Genomic DNA, 20,788 nt, shown 5'->3' on the forward strand with positions numbered 1-20,788 from the left:
TCATTCGCTGCCGGCGCCGAGGCGGATGACGGCCTGCACCGGTTCGTGGTCGGAGGCCGCTGCTCCCCCGAAGCGTGCGGCGTTGACCGCTGCGGCCTCCACGGTGATCCCTCCGCTGACGAGCAGCCAATCGATGCGGCGGCCGCCCCTCCTCGGCGATCGGTAGTTCGAATACGTGCCCCAGTTCTCGGTGAGGCGCCGGTCCGCTGTGGTCCACGCGTCGCGCAGCAGACCTCCGCGGGTGAGCTCCCGGTAGGGAGGAGAACCGACGTGCGCGTTGGCATCGGCGGTGAGCACGACGGGCTCGCCACGCGATTCGACCGCCCTCCGGAGGACGCGGGCCGCCATCAGCCGTGAGCGCGGCGACAGGGGATCGAGGTGGGTGTTGAGGACGGTGAATCGCCGCCCTGTCTCGCGGTCGGCGAATCCCGCGCTGACGACGATGCGCGGGAACACGTTGCCCCAGCTGCGGGAACCGGGCACCTCCGGAGTGTCCGAGAGGGCCTGCTGCGTCCAGGTGAGGAGCCGGAGCCGCCGCTCGTCGTAAACGATCGGGGTGCCTTCGCCGCCGCCGTCCGCGCCCCGCCCGCTGCCGACGCCGCGATAGTCGGCCCCGAGGCTCGCGAGCGCCCACGCGGTCTGGTCGGACAGCGCCTCCTGCAGGCACAGCACGGTGGGTCTCTCCGCTGCGACCAGCCGGCGGACCAGCGACCTGCGCCGCGACCACGCATCCGGACTGCGCCGCAGCAGGTGAGGCATCCGCCTTCGGATGTTGAAGGTCATGACGTGCAGTCGCGGTGCCCTGACCGGACCGACCGCCGCCCGGTCCGCTGTCACGTCGCCGACCTCCGCCGAGGATGAGGACGCTGGCCGAAGTGCGGGCGGAGCGGTGCGGTCATGGCGTGTCCTCCTGCGATCAGCCTAGGCGAAAGTCTCGCCGCGTCTCCCCGAGTATCGCGGAGAGCCAATACACTCGTACACAGCGTCAGAGTCGACGAACACCGAGGAGAACCCGATGACCGCCGCAGCACCCGCAACGATCACCGCCTGGCACGATCTCGTCCGCTCGCCCGAACCGGAGAAGCTGCGCGCGCTCCTCGCTCCCGAGGTGACCTTCCGGTCCCCCGCCGTGCACACCCCGCAGGAGGGCCCGGAGATCACCTTCGCCTATCTCTGGGCTGCCACGCAGGTGCTCCGACCCACCCTCGAGTACGTCCACGAGTGGTACGACGAGTCCTCGGCGGTCCTCCAGTTCTCCGCGCAGGTCGACGGCTTCGACGTCAGCGGGGTGGACATCATCGAATGGGACGGCGACGGTCGGATCACCGACTTCACCGTCATGGTCCGCCCGCTCAAGGGACTCCAGGCCGTGATCGCGGCGATGGGCGCCGAGCTGCAGAAGGGCGTTGCAGGGCAGGAGGGGTGAGGCGCGGGACCCGGTCCCCTTGGGCGCCGGGCCCTACTCCCCTGTGTAGCGGGGGGTGCGCTTCTCGAGGAACGCGGCTACCGACTCCTTGTGGTCGCTCGTGGTCTTGAGATCCGCGATCGCCTGGGAAAACCAGGTCCCGAACTTCTCGTACTCCCGGCGTTCGGCGGCGAGACGCAGACCCTCCTTCGTCCGGCGCACGGCGAGCGGCGGGTTGGCCGCGATCGCCCCCGCGAGCTCCCGCGCGCGATCGAGGAGGCTGCCGCCCTCGACGACATCGAGCACGAGACCGAGCCGGAGCGCCTCCTGCGCGTCGATGATGTCGCCGGTGAGGAGCAGCCGCAGCGCCTCCTGCCGACCGACGATGCTCTCGAGCCGCGTCATCCCGCCGGCATCGGGGACGAGACCGCGCTTGACGAAGATCTCCCCGAACTTCGCGCGGTCGGAGGCGATGCGGAGGTCGCACAGGAGGCAGAGCTCCATGCCCCAGCCCACAGCGGCACCGTTGACAGCGGCGATCGTCGGCACGTCGGTCTCCAGCAGCGCGGCGCCCAGCGGGGTGATCCCGTCGTACTTCCGCGGCCGGGCGTCTCCGCCGAGCATGACCTCCTGGAGGTCGTCCCCCGAACAGAACGATCGTCCCTCCCCGGTGATGATCAGCGCTCTCGCCCGGGTGGTGCTCACGACCTCCTCGATCTCGTCATAGGTCGTGAAGCGCAGCGCATTGTGCTTCTCGGGCCTGTTGATGGTGACGACCCCGATGTGGTCGGACTCCTCGTAGACGATGTCGGTGTACATCAGATCCCCTCCTTCTTCTGCGTCGGGAACGCGGCAGGGGCGAACTGCGGCGCCCGCTTCTCGAGGAACGATGCCACGCCCTCGTGGTGGTCGTCCGAGTCGAAGCACGCCTGCAGCGCGGCATCGTGCCGACCGAAGTGGTCGTCGGATCCGAGCAGCGCCCGGTAGACGAGGTCCTTGGTGTGCTTGAGCGCGAACGGGGACAGCTGGGAGAGCCGGCCCGCCAGCTCGACCGCGCGCACGACCGGATCGTCCGCGATCTCGGAGAGGTAGCCGCAGCGGAGAGCTTCGTCGGCCGGAAGTCTGCGGCCGGAGAACAGGAGATCGAGTGCGGTGGGGAGCCCGACGATCGCCGGCAGCACCACCGGACTCACTCCCATGTCCGGCACGAGGCCGCGCGCACCGAAGTTCCACGCGAAGACCGCATCGGGCGAGCCGATGCGGATGTCGGCCTGGCAGGTGATCTCCACTCCCATGCCCACGGCAGGGCCGTCGACCGCGACGACCACCGGCTTGGGGAACGAGATGAGCTTCCATCGATCGAGAGACTCCGCGCGGCTCTCCGGCCTGCCGCGCTCCTCCGGACTCCGACCTGCCAGGTCGGACAGATCGATCCCGGCGCAGAACGACCCGCCGCTGCCGGTGATGACGAGCGCACGGATGTCGCCGTCCGCAGCGGCTTCGACCATCGACGCCTCGAACGCGTCGAGGTCGACGAATCGCAGGGCGTTCCGCTTCTCCGGTCGCAGGAACCGGATGACAGCGACTCCCGCCCCGGTCCTCTCGAGCTCGACGCCGGTCATGCCTTCTCCTCTCCACGGGTGCCGCTGACGTTCTCGTAGGCGTCGCGCAGCGAGCGCTTGAGCACCTTGCCGGTGGGATTGCGCGGGAGCTCGTCGACGAACTCCACGTACTTGGGCTTCTTGAACGACGCCAGATTGCCCTTGACGTAGGCGATGACATCGGGCGCGGACAGTGAGCTGCCGGGGGTGCGCACCACGACGGCGCACACGGACTCGCCCCAGATCTCCTCGGGCACCCCGATCACGGCCACGTCGGCGATCTCCGGGTGCTCGGCGAGCACGTCCTCGACCTCCCGGCTGTAGACGTTGAGTCCACCGGTGAGGATCATGTCCTTCTTGCGATCGACGACGTAGAGCAGACCCTCATCGCTCATCCGGCCCAGGTCACCGGTCCGCAGCCATTCGCCCACGAAAGCATCGCGTGTGGCCTCCTCGTTCTGCCAGTACCCGAGCATCGCCTGGTCGGCCCGGACGAGGATCTCCCCGACCTCGCCGTTGGCCACCGACTCTCCCAACGGATCGCAGATCCTGATGCCGGCGAACGGCGCCGCCACTCCGGCGGCGGACAGGATCTCCGGTTCGTCGAGACCCCGGAGGTGCATCTCGTGACTCAGCCACGCGACGTTGCCCGCGAGCTCCGTCTGCCCGAAGGCCTGGACGAACCGGGCGTTCGAGAATCGCTGCATCGAACGCCGGAGCAGGGCCGGGGAGATGCTCGAAGCACCGTAGGCGATGTAGCTCAGACTGCTGACGTCGTAGTCCTCGAGCTCGGGTCGATTGAGGATGAGCCCGAGCATGGCCGGCGCGATCGACGAGCCGGTGATCTCCTTCTCCTGCACCGTATGCAGGTAGTCCTCGGCCTCGAACGCCCGGTGCAGCACCACGGTCGACTTGTTCGCGAACTGCGTGGGCACGGCGTAGGCGGCGATGTGGCAGAGGGGGAACGGATTGATGTAGCGCCCGAACGGTTCGGAGGGCGCACCGCTGAGCGAGTTCGCAACCGCGGCGAGGATGTTCGCGTGGCTGAGCATCGCACCCTTCGGCCGGCCGGTCGTTCCCGAGGTGTAGACGAGCCACGCGAGATCGTGGGGGCTGACATCCACCTCACGGTAGTCGTGCGGGTCCGAGGCGAGCAGATCGGCGTAGGGAACTCGCCCGGCCGTTCCGCCCGTGGCCTCATCGGGACCGACCGGGGCGTCGAACGCGATCACCAACTCCAGATCCGGGAGCTCACCGCGGATCCCCGCGATCGTCTCCTCGAAGTTGCTGGACACTGCGATCGCCGCAGCTCCGGAGTTCTGGAGGATATAGGCAATCTCCCTCGGACTGAGCCGGTGGTTGACGAACACGCAGCCCATTCCGGCCATCGGGATCGCATGCTGGAGCTCGATGACCTCGGGGCGGTTCTGCGACAGCACGGCGATGCGCGAGCCCGGTGGCGCGAGCGCGCGCAGTCCTGCGGCGAGCCGACCGACGCGGTCGGCGAGCTCACCGAAGGTCGTGCGCGAGTCGCCGAAGACGATCGCATCGCGCTCGGGGTGGCGGAGCGCGGTGTTCTCGATGACGTGTCCCAGGAGCATGATCGATCCTCACTGTGCGACGGCGGCTCCGGCGGTGCTCCGGGGCACCGGCGCGAGCACGTAGCGCGGGTTGGAAACGGCCAGACGCAGTCGCGCCGCAGTCTTGAGCACGGCGACGAGGGAGCGCGTCTCGGGTGCGTTCGGGGAGGTGTCGGACAGCCCGGCGACGAGCCCGGCCAGGCCGTCCTCGTCCTCGACGCCGAGCTCGCTCAGGCGCCCGGCGTACCACGCGTCAGCGGCGGGGCCCTGGTCGATCTCGCGTCCGATGAGGCTCACGACGTTCTTCGCGATGCGGGCCTTGAAGCGGTTGGGCTCTCCGGTTCCGCGGACGAGATCGACGTCGAGGTAGCTCTCGAGGCCCGCGACGAGGGTGGCCGCGGTCGGGTCGGTGAACAGCGTCGCCCCGGACGCCGGGGACTGCGGATGGCCGGTGGGAACGAACTCCGCGGGCTCGACGTCCGGGTAGAGGAGTTCGAGGAGGTCGTACTCCTGCTCGGCCGTGCGCCTGCCGATGGCGAGCAGCTCGAGCTCGTTGGGGTGGCCGGGGACCGAGCGCTGCATCTGGCGCAGGCATCCGATCCCCCACCATGCGGTGGCCCGCGCCTCCCACCAGGTGAGCTGCTCCTCCGTGGGGCGGAAACCGGTGACCTCCTCATAGGCGGCGAGGAACTCCTCGACGTCGCCGGCACCGGCCACCCGGCCGGGTCCGCCGAACCGCCAGGCCCGCATGCACACGTAGCCGAGGTCCTCATACGGGTCGCCGAGGTGGGTGATCTCCCAGTCGAGGACGGCGGCGAGCCCGTCCTCGTCGACCATGAGATTGCCCATCCGCATGTCGCCGTGCACGAGCGTCCGGCGCGGAGCGGGGTCCGGCCGTCTGCGAGCGAGCTCGGTGAGGCCGAGGAGGAGAGCCGGCCGGTGGATGCCGGAGTCGCGGTAGTTCTCCATGAGCTTGGCGATCGCGTCGTCGACGACCGGCAGATCGAGTCCCTCGACGTCGACCCGGGTGATGAGTCCGGCAGCGCGACCGAGGTCCGCGCCGAGCCGGGTGCGCGCGGTGGCGAACCGGTCGTCGCGGAGGATCTTCCGCGCGATCGTCTCGCCGTCGACGAACGACAGGATGACGTACGGGGTGCCGAGCACATCCGGGTCGGACGAGTGATCGAGCACGGCGGGGCTCGGGACTCCGGCGGCATGTGCCGCGCCGAGCACCTGCGCCTCCTGCGCATTGGAGTCGGGGTCGGGATCGCTCGGATGGTCCATCCGGAGGATGACCATCCCCCATTCCCCCGGCGCGCGCGTCGTGACCTTCCACATCTGGCGGCTCGCGCCGCCGGTGAGCGCGGTGAGCGACGTGACCTCCGCGCCGGTGATCCCGAGGTCGCGCATCCGGGACTCGACCCGATCCTGCAGCTCGACTGTCATGGTTCCTCCTCGATGGTGCGGGAGCCGCGCCCGGGTCCCGGGCGCGGCTCCACGGGATCAGCTCGGGCGATGCTGGGAGACGACTTCCTCGTAGAGGCGGTCGACGTACGGCTCCGCGTCGAACTCCTCGGGGTCGTACCATTCCGGCATCTCAGGGAAGGATCCCCCGTCCTCGTATCCGAGTTCGGACACGATCCCTTCCCACTTCTCGACCGTCTCGGCCATCTCGGTCTCGATGTCCTCACCGAGAAGGCCGTTCTCCATCGCCTTGTCCATGGAGGCCTGACGATTCTCGTCGATGAGGTCGAGCACGTCGTCGCTGAAGGTTTCGATCTCGCCGCCGTTCTCGGTCGCGTACTCCACTGCCCGCATGTTGTCGAGCGCGACGAGGCCCATCGTCTCGTTGTGCGCCGTCTGCCACGAATCGAAGACGATCTGCTTGTAGGCGGTGGGCATCTGATCGTACTTGCTGCCGGCGAGCATCGACCCGAAGATGCGCGGCATCGCCATACCGCCGGTGTACTGCATGTTCGGGGCGATCTCGAAGTATCCCGCCTCGCGCGCGGCGCTCATCACGATCATGGTGCAGTCGATCGTCTTGCGCTGGAGTGCTTCGTAGGTCTCGACGTACTCGAGGGATACCGGGGTGGCCCCCATGGAGGTGACGAGGTCGGAGTGGGTCGTGCTGCCGATCCTCACCTGACGTCCCTGCCAATCGTCGAGCGAGTTGCCCGGTTCGTTGCACAGCGAGAAGTACGCGCCGGGCGGATTCACCGGCACGAGCGGGACCAGCCCCTCTGCCGCGAAGTCCTCCTGGATCTCCTCGGAGTTCCACGCGATCTCGGTCAGAGCCGCTATCGCGACGAGTTCGCCCGCCATCGGGGATTCGGGCAGCGAGCTCGTCAGGGAGACGAGTGCATCGAAACCGTCGAACATGTCGGGGTTGTAGGCGGGGTTCGTGTAGGAGATGTCGACACGGCCGTCGACGAGCGCATCGTAGATCTCCGCATAACCGGCGACCGGGTGGCCGTAGAGGACCTCGACGGTGATCTGACCGTTCGATCGCTTCTCGACCTCCTCCGCGAATGCGACGTTGGAGATGGCAGTATCCGAGTTCGGGGACGTCGCGGAAGCCTGGAAGACGAGTTCCACCGGCTCCAGTCCTTCGATCGCGGAATCGATCTCATCCTGCGATGCTCCGTAGTCGAAGCCGTCTCCCCCTCCCCCGTTCGATCCGCCGCCGCTGCCCGCACTCCCCGCGCACGCGGAGAGGGCCAACGAGGTCGCGGCGGCAGCAGCTCCGACCGCGAGCAGGCGTGTCCTGGGAATCCTCATCGTCGTCACTTCCCCTGCGTCGCGTAGCGATCGGTGTTGACGCCCTTCGGCGCCCGCTGGGACATGAAGCCGAACATATAGCCGGCCACGCGGCGCATCTGGATCTCGTCCGAACCCTCGGTGATGCGGTATCGACGATGGTGCCGGTAGATGTGCTCGAAGGGCTTCTTGCGCGAGTAACCCATGCCGCCGTGCGTCTGCATCGCCTGATCGGCGGCGTCGCAGGCGAGCCGGTTGCCCTGGTAGTTCGCCATCGAGACCCGGTCGGAGACGGAGAACGCCCCGTCCTGATCCATGAGCCATGCGGTCTCGCGGACGAAGGAGCGCAGCATCGACGCGCGGGCCTGGAGGTCGACGAGCGGGAACTGGATCGCCTGGTTCGTCGCGAGCGGCTTGCCGAAGGGCTTGCGCTCCTTGGCGTACTTCACCGACTCGTCGATGCAGTACTGCGCGGCGCCCAGGCTCGATGCCGCCTGGCGGATGCGGTTCTCGTTGAAGAAGTGCTGGACGATCTGGAGGCCCCGGCCGAACTCGCCGAAGATCTGCGCCTCGTCGACCTCGACGTCCGTGAAGCGCACGTGGGCGTGGTCGGTGGGCATGTTGAAGGTCCACACGTACTCGACGATCTCGACACCCGGTGCGTCGAGGGGCACGAGGAACGCGGTGATGCCCTCGGCATCCCCTGCCTCACCGTGGGTGCGGGCGAACACGATGTCGCGGTCCGCGCTGTGCACGCCCGAGTTCCACATCTTCTCGCCGTTGATCACCCATCCGGAGTCGGTCTTCTTCGCGGTGGTCTCCATGTGGGTGGCGTCGGAACCGTGGTTCGGTTCGGTGATGCCGAAGGCGAAGTGGGCCTCGCCGGCACCGATCTTCTCCTTCCACTCGGCGTTCTGCGCCTCGGAGCCGTAGTTCGTCAGCAGCATGAGGCCCACGTTGTTGCCGACGATGCAGTGCTCGTTCTGCAGGTCGCAGTGGAGCCCGAGGCCCTGCGATGCGAAGTGGTCGCGGATGACCGCCATGTCGAGGTTCGTCAGGCCCATGCCGCCGAGGCTCTCGGGCAGCTGCGCGCGGTAGTAGCCGGCCTTGTCGGCCCTGCGCTTGGCCTCGCCGAGGAGATCCTCCCACTCCTGCGTGGGCACCCCGCCGTTGTCCCAGTCGGTGCGCGAGTGCTCACGGCGATGGTCGAAGAACCGGATGTTGTCGTTCTCGTTCTCGAGGGGACGGATCTCCTTCTCGACGAAGGCATCGAGGTCGGTGAGGAGATTCTGGAGCTTCTCTGGAAGTCGGAAATCCATTGCTCATCCTTCCGGCCGCGCGTTGGGCGGCTCTCTGATCGCCGACGACCGCATGGGCGGGATTCCGCGTACACAGGAACCGGCTGCCGATGCAGCTGACGATGAGGAGCGGGATGGTGGCCCGATCGAAGCTCATCGGCGGTTCCCGAGGCGGCGCCCGAGAGGCGTGGCGGTGGAGGTACCGGCATCATTGCAGGTACCTTCTCTGGTGTCTCGGAGAGGAGGCTCCAGAGATAAAACTAAAACGAGCGATCGTTTGTATGAGTACTTTAGGCACGACGCCGGGCCCGGTCAAGAGGCGTGGAGCAAAGTCTCTGAGGGCGTCTCGCTCGGGCGACTTCAGACTTGTTGCCGAAGGACGGTCTTCTGGATCTTGCCCATGCCGGAGCGGGGGAAGGCGTCTTTGACGACGATGTCCTTGGGCAGCTTGTAGCGGGCGAGCTTCCCGTCGCAGAACTCCCGGATCTCCTCGAGCGTCGGCGCATCGTCATCGGATCGCGGCACGATCATCGCCACCGGCACCTCGCCCCACTTCTCGTCGGCCCGCCCGACGACCGCGACCTCGGCGACCTTCGGATGCCAGGCGATGACGTTCTCGAGCTCCGCACAGTAGATGTTCTCCCCGCCGGAGATGATCATGTCCTTGACCCGGTCGACGACATAGAGGAACCCCTCCTCGTCCTGCCGCACGAGATCCCCGGAATGGAACCAGCCGCCGGCGAACGCCTCGGCCGTGGCCGCCTCGTTGTTCCAGTACCGGCTCATCACGCCCGGACCCCGGTAGACGATCTCGCCGACCTCCCCGCGCGGCACGTCATTCACCTCCGTATCCACCACCCGGATCGAGAAGTTGCGATCCGGCAGACCCACCGAGCCGAGCTTGCGCAGCGAATCCTCGTGGCGCAGCGACACCCCGGCCCCGGAGGTCTCGGTCTGTCCGAACGTCGCCTGCGACCCGGCCCCGGGGAAGGTCTCACGCAACGCGGTGAGCAGCGCCTCGGTGGCCGGCGACGCACCCCAACCGTAGAACCCGAGACTCAGGTCCCGCGGCCTCCTCCGCTGCTCGTCGAGGACGAGCTGCCACTGCGCCGGAACGAGATACGTCCGCGTGACCCGGTGCTCTTCGAGGCGGTCGAGCAGCAGGGACGCGTCGAATCCGGCCGACGGCGTGATCACCGCCTTGGCCGCATTCGCCAGGCAGGTATCGATCGCGATGAACGCCGCGATGTGGAACATCGGCGAGCCGATGAGCATGACCTCCTCGCCGATGCGGAACGGTGACGACGCCGAGCCGCGCATCGCGGCCGAGAGGATCCCCGAGTACGGAAGCACAGCGCCCTTGGGGCGGCCGGTGGTGTCCGAGGTGTACATGATCGCCTGGTCGTCGCTGAGAGCACGGACGACCGGATCGGGTGCGCGGTCCACAGCCACCGGTGACGCAACTTCCGCGAGATCGAGGAACCTCGTGTCGGAGCCGCCCGTTGCCGCCCGCGTGACCTCGGCCCGCTCCGCATCGGCGACAGCCGCCTTCGGCTCACAGCTGCTCAGGATGTAGGCGATCTCATCCTCTGCAAGTCGGAAGTTCACCGGCACGATGATCGCACCGAGATAGTTGACGGCGAACACGACGATGGGGAACAGCGTGGAGTTCCCGGCCACGAGCGCGACCCGATCGCCTTCGGAGACCCCGGCGTCGCGCAGTCGCGCGGCTGCGGTCCGCACACGGGTCAGCAGGTCCCCGTATGTCACGGTCTCCTCGCCGTCGAGCAGTGCGATCCGGTCGGGGATCTCATGAGCGTGACGGAACAGAGACGCCGTCGGCAGATGGGTACGGGACAGTTCGAATTCGAGATCCACGGCAACTCCTATGTTGCAGTTTTCATCCAGCGAACATTCGTTCGGTTGAATTCATTGTAGGTGCGGGTGCGGATCTGTCGACCCCGGATACGCCGCCCCAGGTGGTCGAGGAACTCGATGACGAGGACGGGGGAGGACTCGAAGACATGGATGAGTGGTCCTCGGCTGAGGAGCACGACTTCACATCGTTCTCCGAGCGGTTCTTCGAGGACGTCATGATCGACCACCGGCCGAGCTGATCCGCAGAAGGAGCACCGACCGTGAACCCGAACGGGCGGGGAGTGGATTCCACTCCCCGCCCGTTCTTCAGGTTCTTCCTCACCCCCGCGCGGGGGTGAACCGGGGCAGCGCCGCCTCGCCCTCGGTCGGGTGGAAGACCACCGTCACCCGCAGGCCGACGGCCAGCTCACCCTCGTCGACGTCGACGATGTTCGTCATCATCCGCACGCCCTCGTCGAGCTCGACGTAGGCGAGCACGTACGGCTCCGCACCGCGGTACTCCCCCAGGCCGCCGCGGCGCACGACGGTCCAGCTGTAGACCTCGCCCTGCCCGCTCACCTGCACCCATTCGACCTCGAGCCCGCCGCAGTGCGGGCAGAAGCCGCGCGGGTACCACGTGTACTCCTCACAGGAGCGGCACCGGGTCACCTGGAGCTCGCTGCGCGTCGTCGCCTCCCAGAAGCCCCGGGTCTCCGCGGAGATCGGCGGGGTGGGCGCCGGGAGATCGCTCCCGATGCGCGCAGGGGTGCTGTTGTCGGTCGATGTGTAGTCCATCATGCCTCCCGTCCGAGGATGAGCGTCGCGCTGCCCATCCGGGTCCCCAGCGATCCTCCGGTACCGTGGGCGAGCGCGATCTCGCAGTCGGGCACCTGCACGGCCGGGTGCGCCTCGCCGCGCAGCTGGCGCACGGCCTCGAGGATCTTCGTCATTCCGCCGCGGTTGGCGGGGTGGTTGTTGCACAGTCCGCCGCCGTCGGTGTTGAACGGCAGCCCGCCGTCCGGTGCTCGCAGCGCGCCCGAGGCGACGAAGGCGCCGCCCTGCCCCTTGGGGCAGAAGCCGAGGTCCTCGATGGTCTCCACCACGGTGATCGTGAAGGAGTCGTAGATCGAGGCGTAATCGATGTCGGCGTGCGTCACCCCGGCCTCGGCGAAGGCGCGCGGCCCCGACCACACCGCACCGGTGTGCGTGAGGTCGATGCGTCCGCGGTTCGCGGTCTTGGGCGCCTCGCCGTGGCCGAGTACCGCCACCGAATGGCGATCGAGGCGCTTGGCGACCTCGGGGCTGACGACGACGACGGCCCCGCCGCCATCGGTGACGACGCAGCAGTCGAGGCGATGGAGCGGATCCGCGATGAGCGGGGAGTTGACGACGTCCTCGACGGTGACGACCTTCTGCAGGAGCGCGTTCGGGTTGTGCTGGGCATGGAGCGAGGCGGCGACCTTGACCTCGGCGAGCTGCTCGCTCGTCGTCCCGAACTCGTGCATGTGGCGGCGAGCGGCCAGCGCGTACATCGACGGGGTGGACGTGCCGAACACGTTCTCGAACGCGTACTCCGGAGCGCTCGGGGTCACGGCGCCCGGGCTCGGGGCGGACACGGGCAGGCCCGCCATCGTCACGAGCGCGATCTCGCACTTGCCGGCGGCGATCGCGGCCGCGGCGTGCCCGACGTGCGCCAGATAGGACGAGCCGCCGGTCTCGGTCGAATCGAGGTAGCTCAGGCTCAGTCCCATGTAGTCCGCCATCGACAGCGCACCGAAGCCGGGTGCGTCGCCGGCGCAGAAGTACCCGTCGACGTCGCCGAAGGTCAGGCCGGCGTCCGCGAGCGCACCGGCGGCCACCTCGGCGTGGACCTGCGCCACCGACTTGTCGGGGATCTTGCGCAGCGGGTGCTCGTAGGCACCCGCGATGAGCGCCGCACCACGGATCGTCATCATTGACTCCTAGTGATCGTTCGTTCAACTTAGGAAATATTACCACGGAGGCATACGCGACCCGGCTGCACGGACATCGAGCGCGACGGAGCGACCCGCCCCTTCCCTACCGGCCTCGGGCGCATCACCGCCCCGCCTACACCGTCGCGCTCAGTCCGCCGTCGACGATGAGCGAGCCGCCGGTCATATAGGACGAGGCCGGGCTCGCGAGGAAGAGGAGCGCGGAGTCGAGCTCCTCCTGTTCGCCGAACCGCCCGAGGATCGCATTGTCGGCGACCATCTCCTGGAGCAGGTCGCCGCCCTCGGCCTCGGTCATCTCGCTCGCGAAGTACCCCGGGCACAGCGCATTGACCCGGATACCCTTGCGCCCCGACCACTGCTGCGCGAGATCGCGGGTGAGCCCGAGGACGCCGGCTTTGCTCGCCGCGTAGTGCGCCTGGGGATAGCGCGAGGAGGCGTGCCCGTGGACGCTCGACAGGTTGACGATCGCGGACCCCCGTGGCATGTGCGGCGCACACGCCCGGGCCATCCAGTAGGTTCCGTTGAGATTGACGTCGACGACGTTCCGGAAGACCTCGGGGTCCTCATGGAGGGCGACACCGGCCGGACCCATCCCCGCATTGTTGATGAGCACGTCGATCCGGCCGAACTCCTCGACGGCCGCGGCGGCCAGCGCCTCGCACTCGGACTGCACCGACACGTCCGTGCGCCGGGTGAGCACGGACGTCCCCGCAACACGCAGCTCTTCGGCGTGGGCCTCGAGGCGGTCCTCGCGACGCGCGGCGAGGACGAGCGTCGCACCGACGGCAGCCGTGGCACGGGCGAAGCCGACGCCGAGGCCGGAGCTGGCTCCGGTGATGACGACGACCCTGTCGTCGAGCCGGAAGCGATCGAGCGGGTTGGAGGGCATGGCAGGTGTCCTGTTCGTCACGGGCAGACCTGGGCCGACGGGACGGCAGGGCACCGTCGGTCGCACTGCCCTCAAGTCTGACGATCAAGCGTTCGGTTCGCGTGAATTGTCGCACACGGGCCTGCCGCGTGCTACGGCGCTCCGCGCGGCACTCGGCCCTGGGGGCGGATCAAGCCGCGGGGCCTCCGGCCGGCCGAGATGCACTGCGGCGCTCCCTTGCCCCGGAGACGTCCCCCTGTCAACGTCCCAAACAATCGTTCGAAACATTTTCAGCACCGGCGCATCGGGTCCAGCACCCGCGCCGCGTGCCCCGGACCCCGACAGCAGCCGCACCGAGGAGAACCCGCACCCATGAAAGCTCTGACCTTCCACGGCCCGCGCGACATCCGGTACTCCGAGGTGCCCGACCCGCAGCTCATCGACGAACGGGCGGCCGTCGTCCGGGTTACGCGTGCGAGCATCTGCGGCAGCGACCTGCACATCTACCACGACGAGGGCTTCAGCGACGACCTCGGTTTCTGCGTCGGTCACGAGGCCGTCGGGGTCATCACCGAGGTCGGCGCCGCTGTCGACCGCCGTTCGGTGGGCGACCGCGTCCTCATTCCCGCGTCCATGGGATGTCCGCGCTGCCAGGCGTGCGATGAGGGCCGGACCAGCCAGTGCACCTCGCGCAGCGGTGCGACCGAGAAGTGCTACGGCCTGAGCACTGCCCTCCAGGGGTCGCAGGCGGAGCTCGTCGCCGTCCCCGACGCCGACCGCAACACCGTGATCATCCCCGAGGGGATCTCCGACGACGCCGCAGTCGTCATGACCGATGCCACCGCCACCGCCTGGTACGGAGCGCGACGCGCCCGCATCGCCCCCGGCGAATCGGTGGCGGTCATCGGCCTCGGCCCGATCGGCCAGATGGCCGTCCAGCACGCGCGCCTCATGGGTGCGGCGGAGGTGTTCGGCATCGACCCCGTTCCCGAGCGCCGCCGGATGGCCGCCGTCCAGGGGGCTCGGGTCGTCGACGCCGAGGACCCGGTCGCCCAGGTCCGGGAGTGGACCGGCGGGCAGGGTGCCCACGCCGCGATCGAGGCGGTCGGCGCCGACGCGACGATCGAAATGGCCCAGCGCCTCGTGCGGCGCACGGGTCGGGTGAGCGTCGTCGGCGTCAATCAGAACAAGCGGTACTCCTTCCACATGGAGCGGGCCCAGGTGAAGGAGCTCGAGTTCGCCATCGGCCTGTGCTCGGTCCAGTTCGAGCTGCCCACGCTCCTCGAGCTCACCCGGGCGGGCCGCCTCGATCCCGAGGTCGTCATCACGCACCGGCTCCCGCTGTCCGAGGGTCCGGCCGCCTATACCTGATTTGACACGCCTCTGGTGCATGCCCCGGGCGTGGCGGTTGGCTCCGAATGGCGGTCGGTGATGGTGGTGCCGTAGCAGGCGTGAAGCGCCGGCTTCGTGGCTACCGGCTACGAACAGGTCCGCCCATCGCCGGCCACCGACGCGGTCTACCTCGAACTGCCCAAGACCGGAGTCTGCTCCACCGACCTCGGAGGCTCCTGCGGCGTGCCCAGTCCCGTGAATCGGTACTACTCGTCTCGCGGAGCGCTGCTGTTCTCCGCGAGAGACAAGTCTCGGCAGCAGCAATCGGGATACCGGTCACAGGCGCGTACGACCACGCCTCGGTTGACCACACATCCACAATCCGCACATGCCATATCCATCCGCTAATCCTCCTTTTGGGGCCATCCGCTTCATTGGGCGCTCCATATGCGACGGCAGCACCCACAGTCACAGTGCCCGGACCGATAGCCTGTCCGGACACCATCTTGTGCCCTGCGGGCGAGGTCAGGTAATGCCTAGCTCCCGGTTCTTGCAGTGCTTTCAGTTCTGTCGCTTAGGGATGTCTCGATCGCTGCCTCGGCGGGGCGGTCGAGTTGGGGAGTGCGGGCGGCGCGCAGTCCGTTGAGGATGACGATGACTTCGGCGATCTCGTGGACGAGGACGACGGCAGCCAAGCCGAGGACTCCGGTGATCGCCAGCGGCAGCAGGACGATGATGATGGCCAGCGACAGGACGATGTTCTGGTTGATGATGCGCCGCCCCCGCCGCGCATGGTCCACGCTGCGGGGAATCAGGCGCAGGTCGTCGCCGGTGAAGGCCACGTCCGCTGATTCGACCGCCGCGTCCGAGCCCGTGGCTCCCATCGCGATGCCGATGTCCGCGGAGGCCAGGGCGGGAGCGTCGTTGATGCCGTCACCGATCATCGCCACCGGCCCGGCTCCGCGGTCGCGCAGTTCGGCCACGGCGTATGCCTTGTCCTCGGGGCGCAGCTGGGAACGCACGTCCGTGATCCCGGCCCCCGCGGCCAGGGCCTCGGCGGTGCGGGTGTTGTCTCCAGTCAGCATCGTCACCCCCAACCGGCGGCGGTGGAGTGCGGTGATGACCTCGGCGGTCTCGGGGCGCAGCTCGTCGCGCACCCCGATGGCGCCGGCCGGCTGGTCGTCGCGGTGGACGATGACTACGGTCATGCCTTCGCTTTCCAGGTCGGCGACCTGCTCCGCGAACGGGCCGGGGTCGAGCCAGCGGGGGCTGCCGACGGCGATGCGGGCTCCGTCGATGAGCCCGGTGATCCCCTGTCCGGCGGTCTCGGTGACCTTCTGGGCGTCCGGGGTCTCGGGGGTTGCGGCGGTGATCGCCGCGGCAAGCGGGTGGGTGCTGTGGGCTTCGAGGGCGGCCGCCCAGCCGAGCACGTCGCTGTCCGTGACTCCGTCAGCGGTGAGGACGCGGGCGACGGTGGGCGTGTTGCGGGTCAGGGTGCCGGTCTTGTCCAGTGCCAGGTGGCGGATGCCGCCGAGGCGTTCGAAGGTGGCCCCGGACTTGACGATCACTCCGAACTTCGTGGCCGCGCCGATCGCTGCGACGACGGTGATCGGCACCGAGATCGCCAGGGCGCACGGCGAGGCCGCGACGAGCACGACTAGGGCCCGTTCGATCCACAGGCCGGGATCACCGAGGAGCGCGCCGATCAGGGCGACCAGTGCCGCCAGAATGAGCACCCCGGGCACCAGCGGGCGGGCGATCCGGTCGGCGATCCGCGCGCGGTCACCCTTCTCGGACTGGGCCTGTTCGACCAGTTCGACCACCGTGGTCAGGGAGTTGTCGGTTCCGGAGGCGGTGGCCTCGATCTCGAGGACACCGGAAGTGTTGATCGACCCGGCCAGCACCGTGTCCCCGGGGCCGACCTCGACGGGAATGGATTCGCCGGTGATCGCCGAGACGTCCAGGCTGCTGTGCCCAGAGCGGACGATACCGTCGGTGGCCAGGCGCTCCCCGGCGACCAGCCGGAGCAAGTCACCGGAGACGAGACGCTCGACCGGGACGGTGCGGGTCGTGCCGCCGGATGTGAGGACGGTGGCGCTCGACGGGATCAGAGCCAGCAGGGAGCGCAGGCCCGAGCGGGCCTTGTCCATGGCCAGATCCTCCAGCGCCTCCACGATGGAGTACAGGAAGGCCAGGGCGGCCGCCTCCTCGATGAAGCCGAGGATGACGGCACCGGTGGCGCTGATCGTCATCAGCAAACCGATGCCCAGCTTGCCCCGGGTGAACAGGTTCCTCAGCGCACCGGGGGCGAACTGGGAGGCGCCCAGCAGCAGGGACGCCCAGAACAGCACCAGCGCGACGATCTCTGCCCCGGGAGTGGACCATTCGAGGATCAGGCCGAGGCCCAGTGTCAGGCCGGATGTTGCCGGGATGAGGATGGCGCGGTTGCGCCACCAGGGTGTGTGCTCCTCGTGTGCGGCGGCCGGTTCTGGCGCTTCGCAGCCGCAGGCGGACGCGGTCACGCGCGTGTCTCCTCGGTGTCGCAGCAACCTGCGACCGGGCACTGCGGATCCAGGCATGCCGCGCTCTCGTCGACGGCCAGCGTGGTCTCCAGCAGAGCGTTCAGGGCGCGGGCCAGGTGGGCGTCGACGATCTCGTAGCGGGTCCGGCGCCCCTCCGCCTCGGCGACCACGATCCCGCAGTCCCGCAGTCCCGCAGGCACGCCAGGTGGTTCGACACGTTGGTCCGGGAGAGCCCCAACTCACGGGCGAGGCCTGCCGGATACCCGGGAGCGTCAAGCAGGGACAACAGGATCCGAGACCGCGTGGGATCGGCCATCGCCCGTCCCAGACGGTTCATCACGTCCACACGCGAAGCAATAGTCAGCATACAGTGACTATACACTGAGCACTGACCTTAGCGTAGGAGAGGGAATTCGAAGCTGGAGCGATGTTGATGAACAAGGTCGAGACGGCGCTGGTGAACTCCCCACCCCGGCGCTGGCTGCAGCGCTTCTACGAGACCCAGGTGCTATTGCGGCTCGGCGGTCGGCTGTTGCCTGGTGCGCGGGCCCTGGAGATCGGGTGCGGCTCCGGGTACGGGGCGCAGTTGGTGCTGGAGCAGTTCGGCGCCGCCAGCGTGGACGCCGTGGACCTGGACCCGGTAATGATCGAGCGCGCTGGTCGGCGCCTCACGGGCTATGAAGATCGCGTCAGGCTCGCGCAGGGCAGCGCGACCGACCTGCGCGCGGCGCTGGACGCTGATGACCACAGTTATGAGGCGGTGTTCGACTTCGGGATTGTCCACCACATCCCCGACTGGCGTGCGGCCCTCGCCGAGGTCGCTCGGGTCCTGACACCGGGCGGGCGGTTCTACTTCGAGGAGGTCACCGCTCACGCGCTGGCCCGCCCCATTTACAAGCGGCTGTTCGACCACCCCACGGAGGACCGGTTCACTGCCGAGCAGTTCCTCGACGAACTGGCCCACCACGGGCTCATGGCCCTCGGCTCGGTCACTCGGATTCGCGGCGACTACCTACTCGGCGTGGCCGCAAAACCGGTGCCGGCAAGGAGTGACGGGTGATGGCCGTCGCCGCGCTGGCCCTGTTCGTCTTCTTCATGCTGCTCGCTGGCGGAGTGCGCACGCTGATCCAGCGCCGTCGCACCGGCGACACCGGCAATCGTCGCACCTGGGCGGCGCGTGGCTCGCTGGAGTGGTGGGGGCTTGCCGTAGCCGACCTCGGTTACCTGATGGTCGGGCTCGGCGCGCCGGTCGCCGCCCTGGCTGGGATGCCGCCGCCTGCCAGCGTGGGCCACCCGGTTGCGCGCGGTCTGGGTGCGGTGCTCGCGATAGTCGGCATCCTCTCGACCTTCGGCGCCCAGATGACATTGGGAGCCTCCTGGCGGATTGGAATCGACCAGACCGAACGCACCGCGCTGGTCACCACGGGCCCTTTCCGGCTGGTGCGCAACCCGGTCTTCACCGCCGCCTTCAGTGCGTTCCTGGGCTTGACGTTGATGGTGCCCAACCTTCTGGCGATCGTCGGCTTGGCGGTCATCCTCATTGGGATCGAGATCCAGGTGCGGCTGATCGAAGAGCCCTATCTACGAGGTATCCACGGCGACTCATACAGCGACTATGCCTCGCGCGTCGGCCGCTTCCTCCCCGGCATTGGACGGCTGCGGGCCGACCGCCCTCACGGGAATTGACGATGGGGCAGGGAAAAGCGGCTTCCCGGTCCGGCCGCTTGATCGATGCCAGCCGGTTGGGCATCGCGCACAGGCTCCGCCATGCCGCGGTGCAGCTCGTGCTCGCCACCGACGAACCGGTGCGGCTGCGTGACGAGTCCGGTGGACCCGCGACGGGGCATTACCCTCGACGCCGGACCTGGTCACGCCGGGTCCTCGCCTTGTCGCTTGCCGAGGCTGACCAGGACCAGTGCCGCGGCGCCGATGGTGATGAAGACGTCGGCCATGTTGAAGGTGGGGAACCAGCCGGTGCGCAGGTAGTCGATCACCATCCCATCGGCGGTCCGGTCGACCAGATTGGCCCCCGCACCGGCCAGGAGCGCGGCCAGCGCCAGCCGCGCGGGCAGCGTTGCGGTTGGGGTAACCCGCCAGGCGAAGACCGCCAGCGCCACGATGATCAGGCCAGTGACGCTGAGCACGACACCGGCGGGCAGGTCGGCGCCGAGGCCGAAAGCCACCCCAGAATTGAAGCCAAGGCGCAGCTGGACGGGCCCCAGGTCAATCGTTTCACCGCCTGCCAACGCCCCACTCACCCACACCTTCAGACCGAGGTCCACCGCGGCCAGCAACATGGCAAGGCCGATCACGACAGCCCGAGCCCGAACCGCCCCGATCGTTTTCGCGGGTTCGCGTGTGGTCACGAGGACACTCCCTCTACCTCAGTGATCGCGTCGACCTCGACTGCCGCAGCCGGCAATAACACCGCGGCGTCATCGCCGATGACCTCGGCAAGCAGGACGGCGACGGTGATCACAAATGCGACGGCCAGCCCTTTCCGGCAGATGGGGCGCGCGTGCGAACGGTTCACGGATGCTCCTTCGAAAGCTTGCCGAGGTCCCGGATGGCCTTAGAGGCCGAAGGCTCCGCCCCCGACCAGAATGGCGATACCCAGACCGATCAGGACGATCGGGAACAGGATGTGCTCCCACCGCTCGAGGACTTCAGCGATCGGTGGGCGGGTGGCCACGAACTTGGCCAGCAGGACGAGGACCGCGACGAGCACGAGGAAGACGATGCAGTAGGCCACCGTGGCCGCCGGCCCCACGCTGAGGAAGACCGGGACGTAGACGCCGATGTTGTCCCCGCCGTTGGCGAAGGTGACCCCGGCGACGGTCCACACGGCGACGTTCTTGCCGGCGACCTTGGCGTCGTCGTCATCGTCACCTCCCCCGCGCCAGGCCTCCCAGGCGGCCCACAGCCCCAGCGCCAGCGGGATGAACCCGAAGTATGGGATGACTTCCGGGGGCAGGAACGCTTCGGCGCCCAGTGTGACGAGCACGGCCGCGCCGAGGATGCCCGCGAACCCCAGATACTGGCCGGCCAGGATGCGGGCCGTGGTCCCGCGCTGGCCCGCGCCGCGGGCGAAGAACAGCGAGAGCACGATGATGTCGTCGATGTTCGTGGCCATGAACAGGCCGATCGCCTGCAGTGCCGAAGACAGGATCATGCCTTCCCCTCCATATTGCAGCATCCCTGCCCCGGGCACTGCGGGTCCAGACATACCGCGCTCTCGTCGACGGCCAGCGTGGTCTCCAGCAGAGCGGTCAAGGCGCGGGCCAGGTGGGCGTCGACGATCTCGTAGCGGGTCCGGCGCCCCTCCGCCTCGGCGACCACGATCCCGCAGTCCCGCAGGCACGCCAGGTGATTCGACACGTTGGTCCGGGAAAGCCCCAGCTCTCGGGCGAGCTCTGCCGGATATCCGGGGCGCTCAAGCAGGGACAACAGGATCCGAGACCGCGTGGAATCGGCCATCGCCCGTCCCAGACGGTTCATCACGTCCACACGCGAAGCAATAGTCAGCATACAGTGACTATACACTCAACACTGACATATCGACTCCCTACACGCTCACCGCCGGCGCCCGGGA

At 68.4% G+C, this 20,788-nt stretch carries 20 protein-coding genes and 2 pseudogenes; 5 read left to right on the forward strand and 17 right to left on the reverse strand.

What is annotated here, in order from left to right; genetic code table 11:
• Entirely contained in the window at nucleotides 1-783 is a 783-nt protein-coding gene (locus C1A17_RS09520) for an endonuclease/exonuclease/phosphatase family protein (protein ID WP_101653626.1), read from the reverse strand.
• 232 nt (nucleotides 784-1,015) lie between these two features.
• On the opposite strand from C1A17_RS09520, the gene C1A17_RS09525 reads away from it, so the two are divergent.
• On the forward strand, nucleotides 1,016-1,426 hold the full coding sequence (locus C1A17_RS09525; RefSeq protein WP_101652770.1) for a nuclear transport factor 2 family protein: 411 nt from the start codon (nucleotides 1,016-1,018) through the stop codon (nucleotides 1,424-1,426).
• Nucleotides 1,427-1,459: 33 nt separating this feature from the next.
• Here C1A17_RS09525 and C1A17_RS09530 read toward each other — a convergent pair whose 3' ends face one another.
• The 10 genes from C1A17_RS09530 to C1A17_RS09575 all read right to left on the reverse strand — a co-directional run bounded on the left by C1A17_RS09530 (nucleotide 1,460) and on the right by C1A17_RS09575 (nucleotide 13,363).
• Nucleotides 1,460-2,224, reverse strand: a complete 765-nt coding sequence (locus tag C1A17_RS09530) for an enoyl-CoA hydratase/isomerase family protein (protein WP_101652771.1) — start codon at nucleotides 2,222-2,224, stop codon at nucleotides 1,460-1,462.
• Nucleotides 2,224-3,027, reverse strand: coding sequence for an enoyl-CoA hydratase/isomerase family protein (locus C1A17_RS09535; RefSeq protein ID WP_101652772.1), 804 nt, complete (start codon nucleotides 3,025-3,027; stop codon nucleotides 2,224-2,226). Before C1A17_RS09535 ends, C1A17_RS09530 begins: the two co-directional genes overlap by 1 nt.
• On the reverse strand, nucleotides 3,024-4,607 hold the full coding sequence (locus C1A17_RS09540; protein WP_101652773.1) for an AMP-binding protein: 1,584 nt from the start codon (nucleotides 4,605-4,607) through the stop codon (nucleotides 3,024-3,026). Before C1A17_RS09540 ends, C1A17_RS09535 begins: the two co-directional genes overlap by 4 nt.
• A 9-nt stretch (nucleotides 4,608-4,616) precedes the next feature.
• On the reverse strand, nucleotides 4,617-6,032 hold the full coding sequence (locus C1A17_RS09545) for a phosphotransferase family protein (RefSeq protein WP_101652774.1): 1,416 nt from the start codon (nucleotides 6,030-6,032) through the stop codon (nucleotides 4,617-4,619).
• Nucleotides 6,033-6,089: 57 nt separating this feature from the next.
• Complete coding sequence (gene dctP, locus C1A17_RS09550; protein WP_180953275.1) at nucleotides 6,090-7,184, reverse strand: TRAP transporter substrate-binding protein DctP; 1,095 nt, start codon at nucleotides 7,182-7,184, stop codon at nucleotides 6,090-6,092.
• Nucleotides 7,185-7,372: 188 nt separating this feature from the next.
• The gene (locus tag C1A17_RS09555) at nucleotides 7,373-8,665 is read right to left on the reverse strand and encodes an acyl-CoA dehydrogenase family protein (protein ID WP_101652776.1); all 1,293 of its coding nucleotides are present in this window, start codon (nucleotides 8,663-8,665) and stop codon (nucleotides 7,373-7,375) included.
• A gap of 339 nt (nucleotides 8,666-9,004) precedes the next feature.
• Nucleotides 9,005-10,522 carry an AMP-binding protein gene (locus C1A17_RS09560; protein WP_219618270.1) on the reverse strand — a complete coding sequence of 506 codons (1,518 nt, stop codon included), beginning with the start codon at nucleotides 10,520-10,522 and terminating at the stop codon, nucleotides 9,005-9,007.
• Between the two features lie 318 nt (nucleotides 10,523-10,840).
• Nucleotides 10,841-11,299, reverse strand: a complete 459-nt coding sequence (locus C1A17_RS09565) for a Zn-ribbon domain-containing OB-fold protein (protein ID WP_101652778.1) — start codon at nucleotides 11,297-11,299, stop codon at nucleotides 10,841-10,843.
• Nucleotides 11,296-12,456 carry a thiolase domain-containing protein gene (locus C1A17_RS09570; RefSeq protein WP_245873642.1) on the reverse strand — a complete coding sequence of 387 codons (1,161 nt, stop codon included), beginning with the start codon at nucleotides 12,454-12,456 and terminating at the stop codon, nucleotides 11,296-11,298. The genes C1A17_RS09565 and C1A17_RS09570 overlap by 4 nt, the downstream gene beginning before the upstream one ends.
• A gap of 133 nt (nucleotides 12,457-12,589) precedes the next feature.
• Complete coding sequence (locus C1A17_RS09575; protein WP_101652780.1) at nucleotides 12,590-13,363, reverse strand: SDR family NAD(P)-dependent oxidoreductase; 774 nt, start codon at nucleotides 13,361-13,363, stop codon at nucleotides 12,590-12,592.
• A 351-nt stretch (nucleotides 13,364-13,714) separates the two neighbouring features.
• Here C1A17_RS09575 and C1A17_RS09580 point away from each other — a divergent pair, with 351 nt between their 5' ends.
• Together C1A17_RS09580 and C1A17_RS14825 are read left to right on the forward strand one after the other, a co-directional pair.
• Nucleotides 13,715-14,713, forward strand: coding sequence for a zinc-binding dehydrogenase (locus C1A17_RS09580; protein WP_101652781.1), 999 nt, complete (start codon nucleotides 13,715-13,717; stop codon nucleotides 14,711-14,713).
• A gap of 96 nt (nucleotides 14,714-14,809) precedes the next feature.
• A pseudogene (locus C1A17_RS14825) lies at nucleotides 14,810-15,082 on the forward strand (hypothetical protein); the annotation flags it as partial.
• A gap of 128 nt (nucleotides 15,083-15,210) precedes the next feature.
• Here C1A17_RS14825 and C1A17_RS09590 read toward each other — a convergent pair.
• Both C1A17_RS09590 and cmtR (C1A17_RS09595) read right to left on the reverse strand, forming a co-directional pair.
• Entirely contained in the window at nucleotides 15,211-17,253 is a 2,043-nt protein-coding gene (locus C1A17_RS09590) for a heavy metal translocating P-type ATPase (protein ID WP_101652783.1), read from the reverse strand.
• A pseudogene (gene cmtR / locus C1A17_RS09595) lies at nucleotides 17,193-17,563 on the reverse strand (Cd(II)/Pb(II)-sensing metalloregulatory transcriptional regulator CmtR). The gene C1A17_RS09590 and the pseudogene cmtR (C1A17_RS09595) overlap by 61 nt, the downstream one beginning before the upstream one ends.
• Before the next feature lie 66 nt (nucleotides 17,564-17,629).
• Between cmtR (C1A17_RS09595) and C1A17_RS09600 the strand changes: the two are divergent.
• Together C1A17_RS09600 and C1A17_RS09605 are read left to right on the forward strand one after the other, a co-directional pair.
• A complete protein-coding gene (locus C1A17_RS09600) occupies nucleotides 17,630-18,256 on the forward strand; it encodes a class I SAM-dependent methyltransferase (RefSeq protein ID WP_101653627.1) in 627 nt (208 codons plus the stop codon).
• On the forward strand, nucleotides 18,256-18,882 hold the full coding sequence (locus C1A17_RS09605; protein ID WP_101653628.1) for a methyltransferase family protein: 627 nt from the start codon (nucleotides 18,256-18,258) through the stop codon (nucleotides 18,880-18,882). Before C1A17_RS09600 ends, C1A17_RS09605 begins: the two co-directional genes overlap by 1 nt.
• A gap of 182 nt (nucleotides 18,883-19,064) precedes the next feature.
• Here the strand turns inward: C1A17_RS09605 and lspA are convergent, their stop codons facing one another.
• From lspA to cmtR (C1A17_RS09620), 4 genes are read right to left on the reverse strand one after another with little or no spacing between them, the layout of a single operon-like run.
• Entirely contained in the window at nucleotides 19,065-19,562 is a 498-nt protein-coding gene (gene lspA / locus C1A17_RS09610; protein ID WP_245873644.1) for a signal peptidase II, read from the reverse strand.
• The gene (locus C1A17_RS14200) at nucleotides 19,559-19,729 is read right to left on the reverse strand and encodes a hypothetical protein (RefSeq protein ID WP_180953276.1); all 171 of its coding nucleotides are present in this window, start codon (nucleotides 19,727-19,729) and stop codon (nucleotides 19,559-19,561) included. Before C1A17_RS14200 ends, lspA begins: the two co-directional genes overlap by 4 nt.
• A gap of 39 nt (nucleotides 19,730-19,768) precedes the next feature.
• Nucleotides 19,769-20,368, reverse strand: coding sequence for a cadmium resistance transporter (locus C1A17_RS09615; protein ID WP_101652784.1), 600 nt, complete (start codon nucleotides 20,366-20,368; stop codon nucleotides 19,769-19,771).
• Nucleotides 20,365-20,724: a Cd(II)/Pb(II)-sensing metalloregulatory transcriptional regulator CmtR gene (cmtR, locus tag C1A17_RS09620; protein ID WP_101652785.1), complete on the reverse strand. Its 360-nt coding sequence runs from the start codon at nucleotides 20,722-20,724 to the stop codon at nucleotides 20,365-20,367. The genes C1A17_RS09615 and cmtR (C1A17_RS09620) overlap by 4 nt, the downstream gene beginning before the upstream one ends.
• Between the last annotated feature and the right edge of the window lie 64 nt (nucleotides 20,725-20,788).

The organism is Brevibacterium ihuae (assembly GCF_900184225.1).
Lineage (GTDB): Bacteria > Actinomycetota > Actinomycetes > Actinomycetales > Brevibacteriaceae > Brevibacterium > Brevibacterium ihuae.

Bases quoted from the DNA above. Each gene is read 5' to 3' on its own strand.
- C1A17_RS09580 (WP_101652781.1), top strand. From the start codon at position 13,715: ATGAAAGCTCTGACCTTCCACGGCCCGCGCGACATCCGGTACTCCGAG.
- C1A17_RS09600 (WP_101653627.1), top strand. From the start codon at position 17,630: ATGAACAAGGTCGAGACGGCGCTGGTGAACTCCCCACCCCGGCGCTGG.
- C1A17_RS09575 (WP_101652780.1), bottom strand. From the start codon at position 13,363: ATGCCCTCCAACCCGCTCGATCGCTTCCGGCTCGACGACAGGGTCGTC.
- C1A17_RS09530 (WP_101652771.1), bottom strand. From the start codon at position 2,224: ATGTACACCGACATCGTCTACGAGGAGTCCGACCACATCGGGGTCGTC.
- C1A17_RS09540 (WP_101652773.1), bottom strand. From the start codon at position 4,607: ATGCTCCTGGGACACGTCATCGAGAACACCGCGCTCCGCCACCCCGAG.
- C1A17_RS09555 (WP_101652776.1), bottom strand. From the start codon at position 8,665: ATGGATTTCCGACTTCCAGAGAAGCTCCAGAATCTCCTCACCGACCTC.
- C1A17_RS09545 (WP_101652774.1), bottom strand. From the start codon at position 6,032: ATGACAGTCGAGCTGCAGGATCGGGTCGAGTCCCGGATGCGCGACCTC.
- C1A17_RS09570 (WP_245873642.1), bottom strand. From the start codon at position 12,456: ATGATGACGATCCGTGGTGCGGCGCTCATCGCGGGTGCCTACGAGCAC.
- C1A17_RS09565 (WP_101652778.1), bottom strand. From the start codon at position 11,299: ATGATGGACTACACATCGACCGACAACAGCACCCCTGCGCGCATCGGG.
- C1A17_RS09535 (WP_101652772.1), bottom strand. From the start codon at position 3,027: ATGACCGGCGTCGAGCTCGAGAGGACCGGGGCGGGAGTCGCTGTCATC.
- C1A17_RS09615 (WP_101652784.1), bottom strand. From the start codon at position 20,368: ATGATCCTGTCTTCGGCACTGCAGGCGATCGGCCTGTTCATGGCCACG.
- C1A17_RS09605 (WP_101653628.1), top strand. From the start codon at position 18,256: ATGGCCGTCGCCGCGCTGGCCCTGTTCGTCTTCTTCATGCTGCTCGCT.
- C1A17_RS09590 (WP_101652783.1), bottom strand. From the start codon at position 17,253: ATGCCTGGATCCGCAGTGCCCGGTCGCAGGTTGCTGCGACACCGAGGA.
- cmtR (WP_101652785.1), bottom strand. From the start codon at position 20,724: ATGCTGACTATTGCTTCGCGTGTGGACGTGATGAACCGTCTGGGACGG.
- C1A17_RS09520 (WP_101653626.1), bottom strand. From the start codon at position 783: ATGACCTTCAACATCCGAAGGCGGATGCCTCACCTGCTGCGGCGCAGT.
- C1A17_RS09525 (WP_101652770.1), top strand. From the start codon at position 1,016: ATGACCGCCGCAGCACCCGCAACGATCACCGCCTGGCACGATCTCGTC.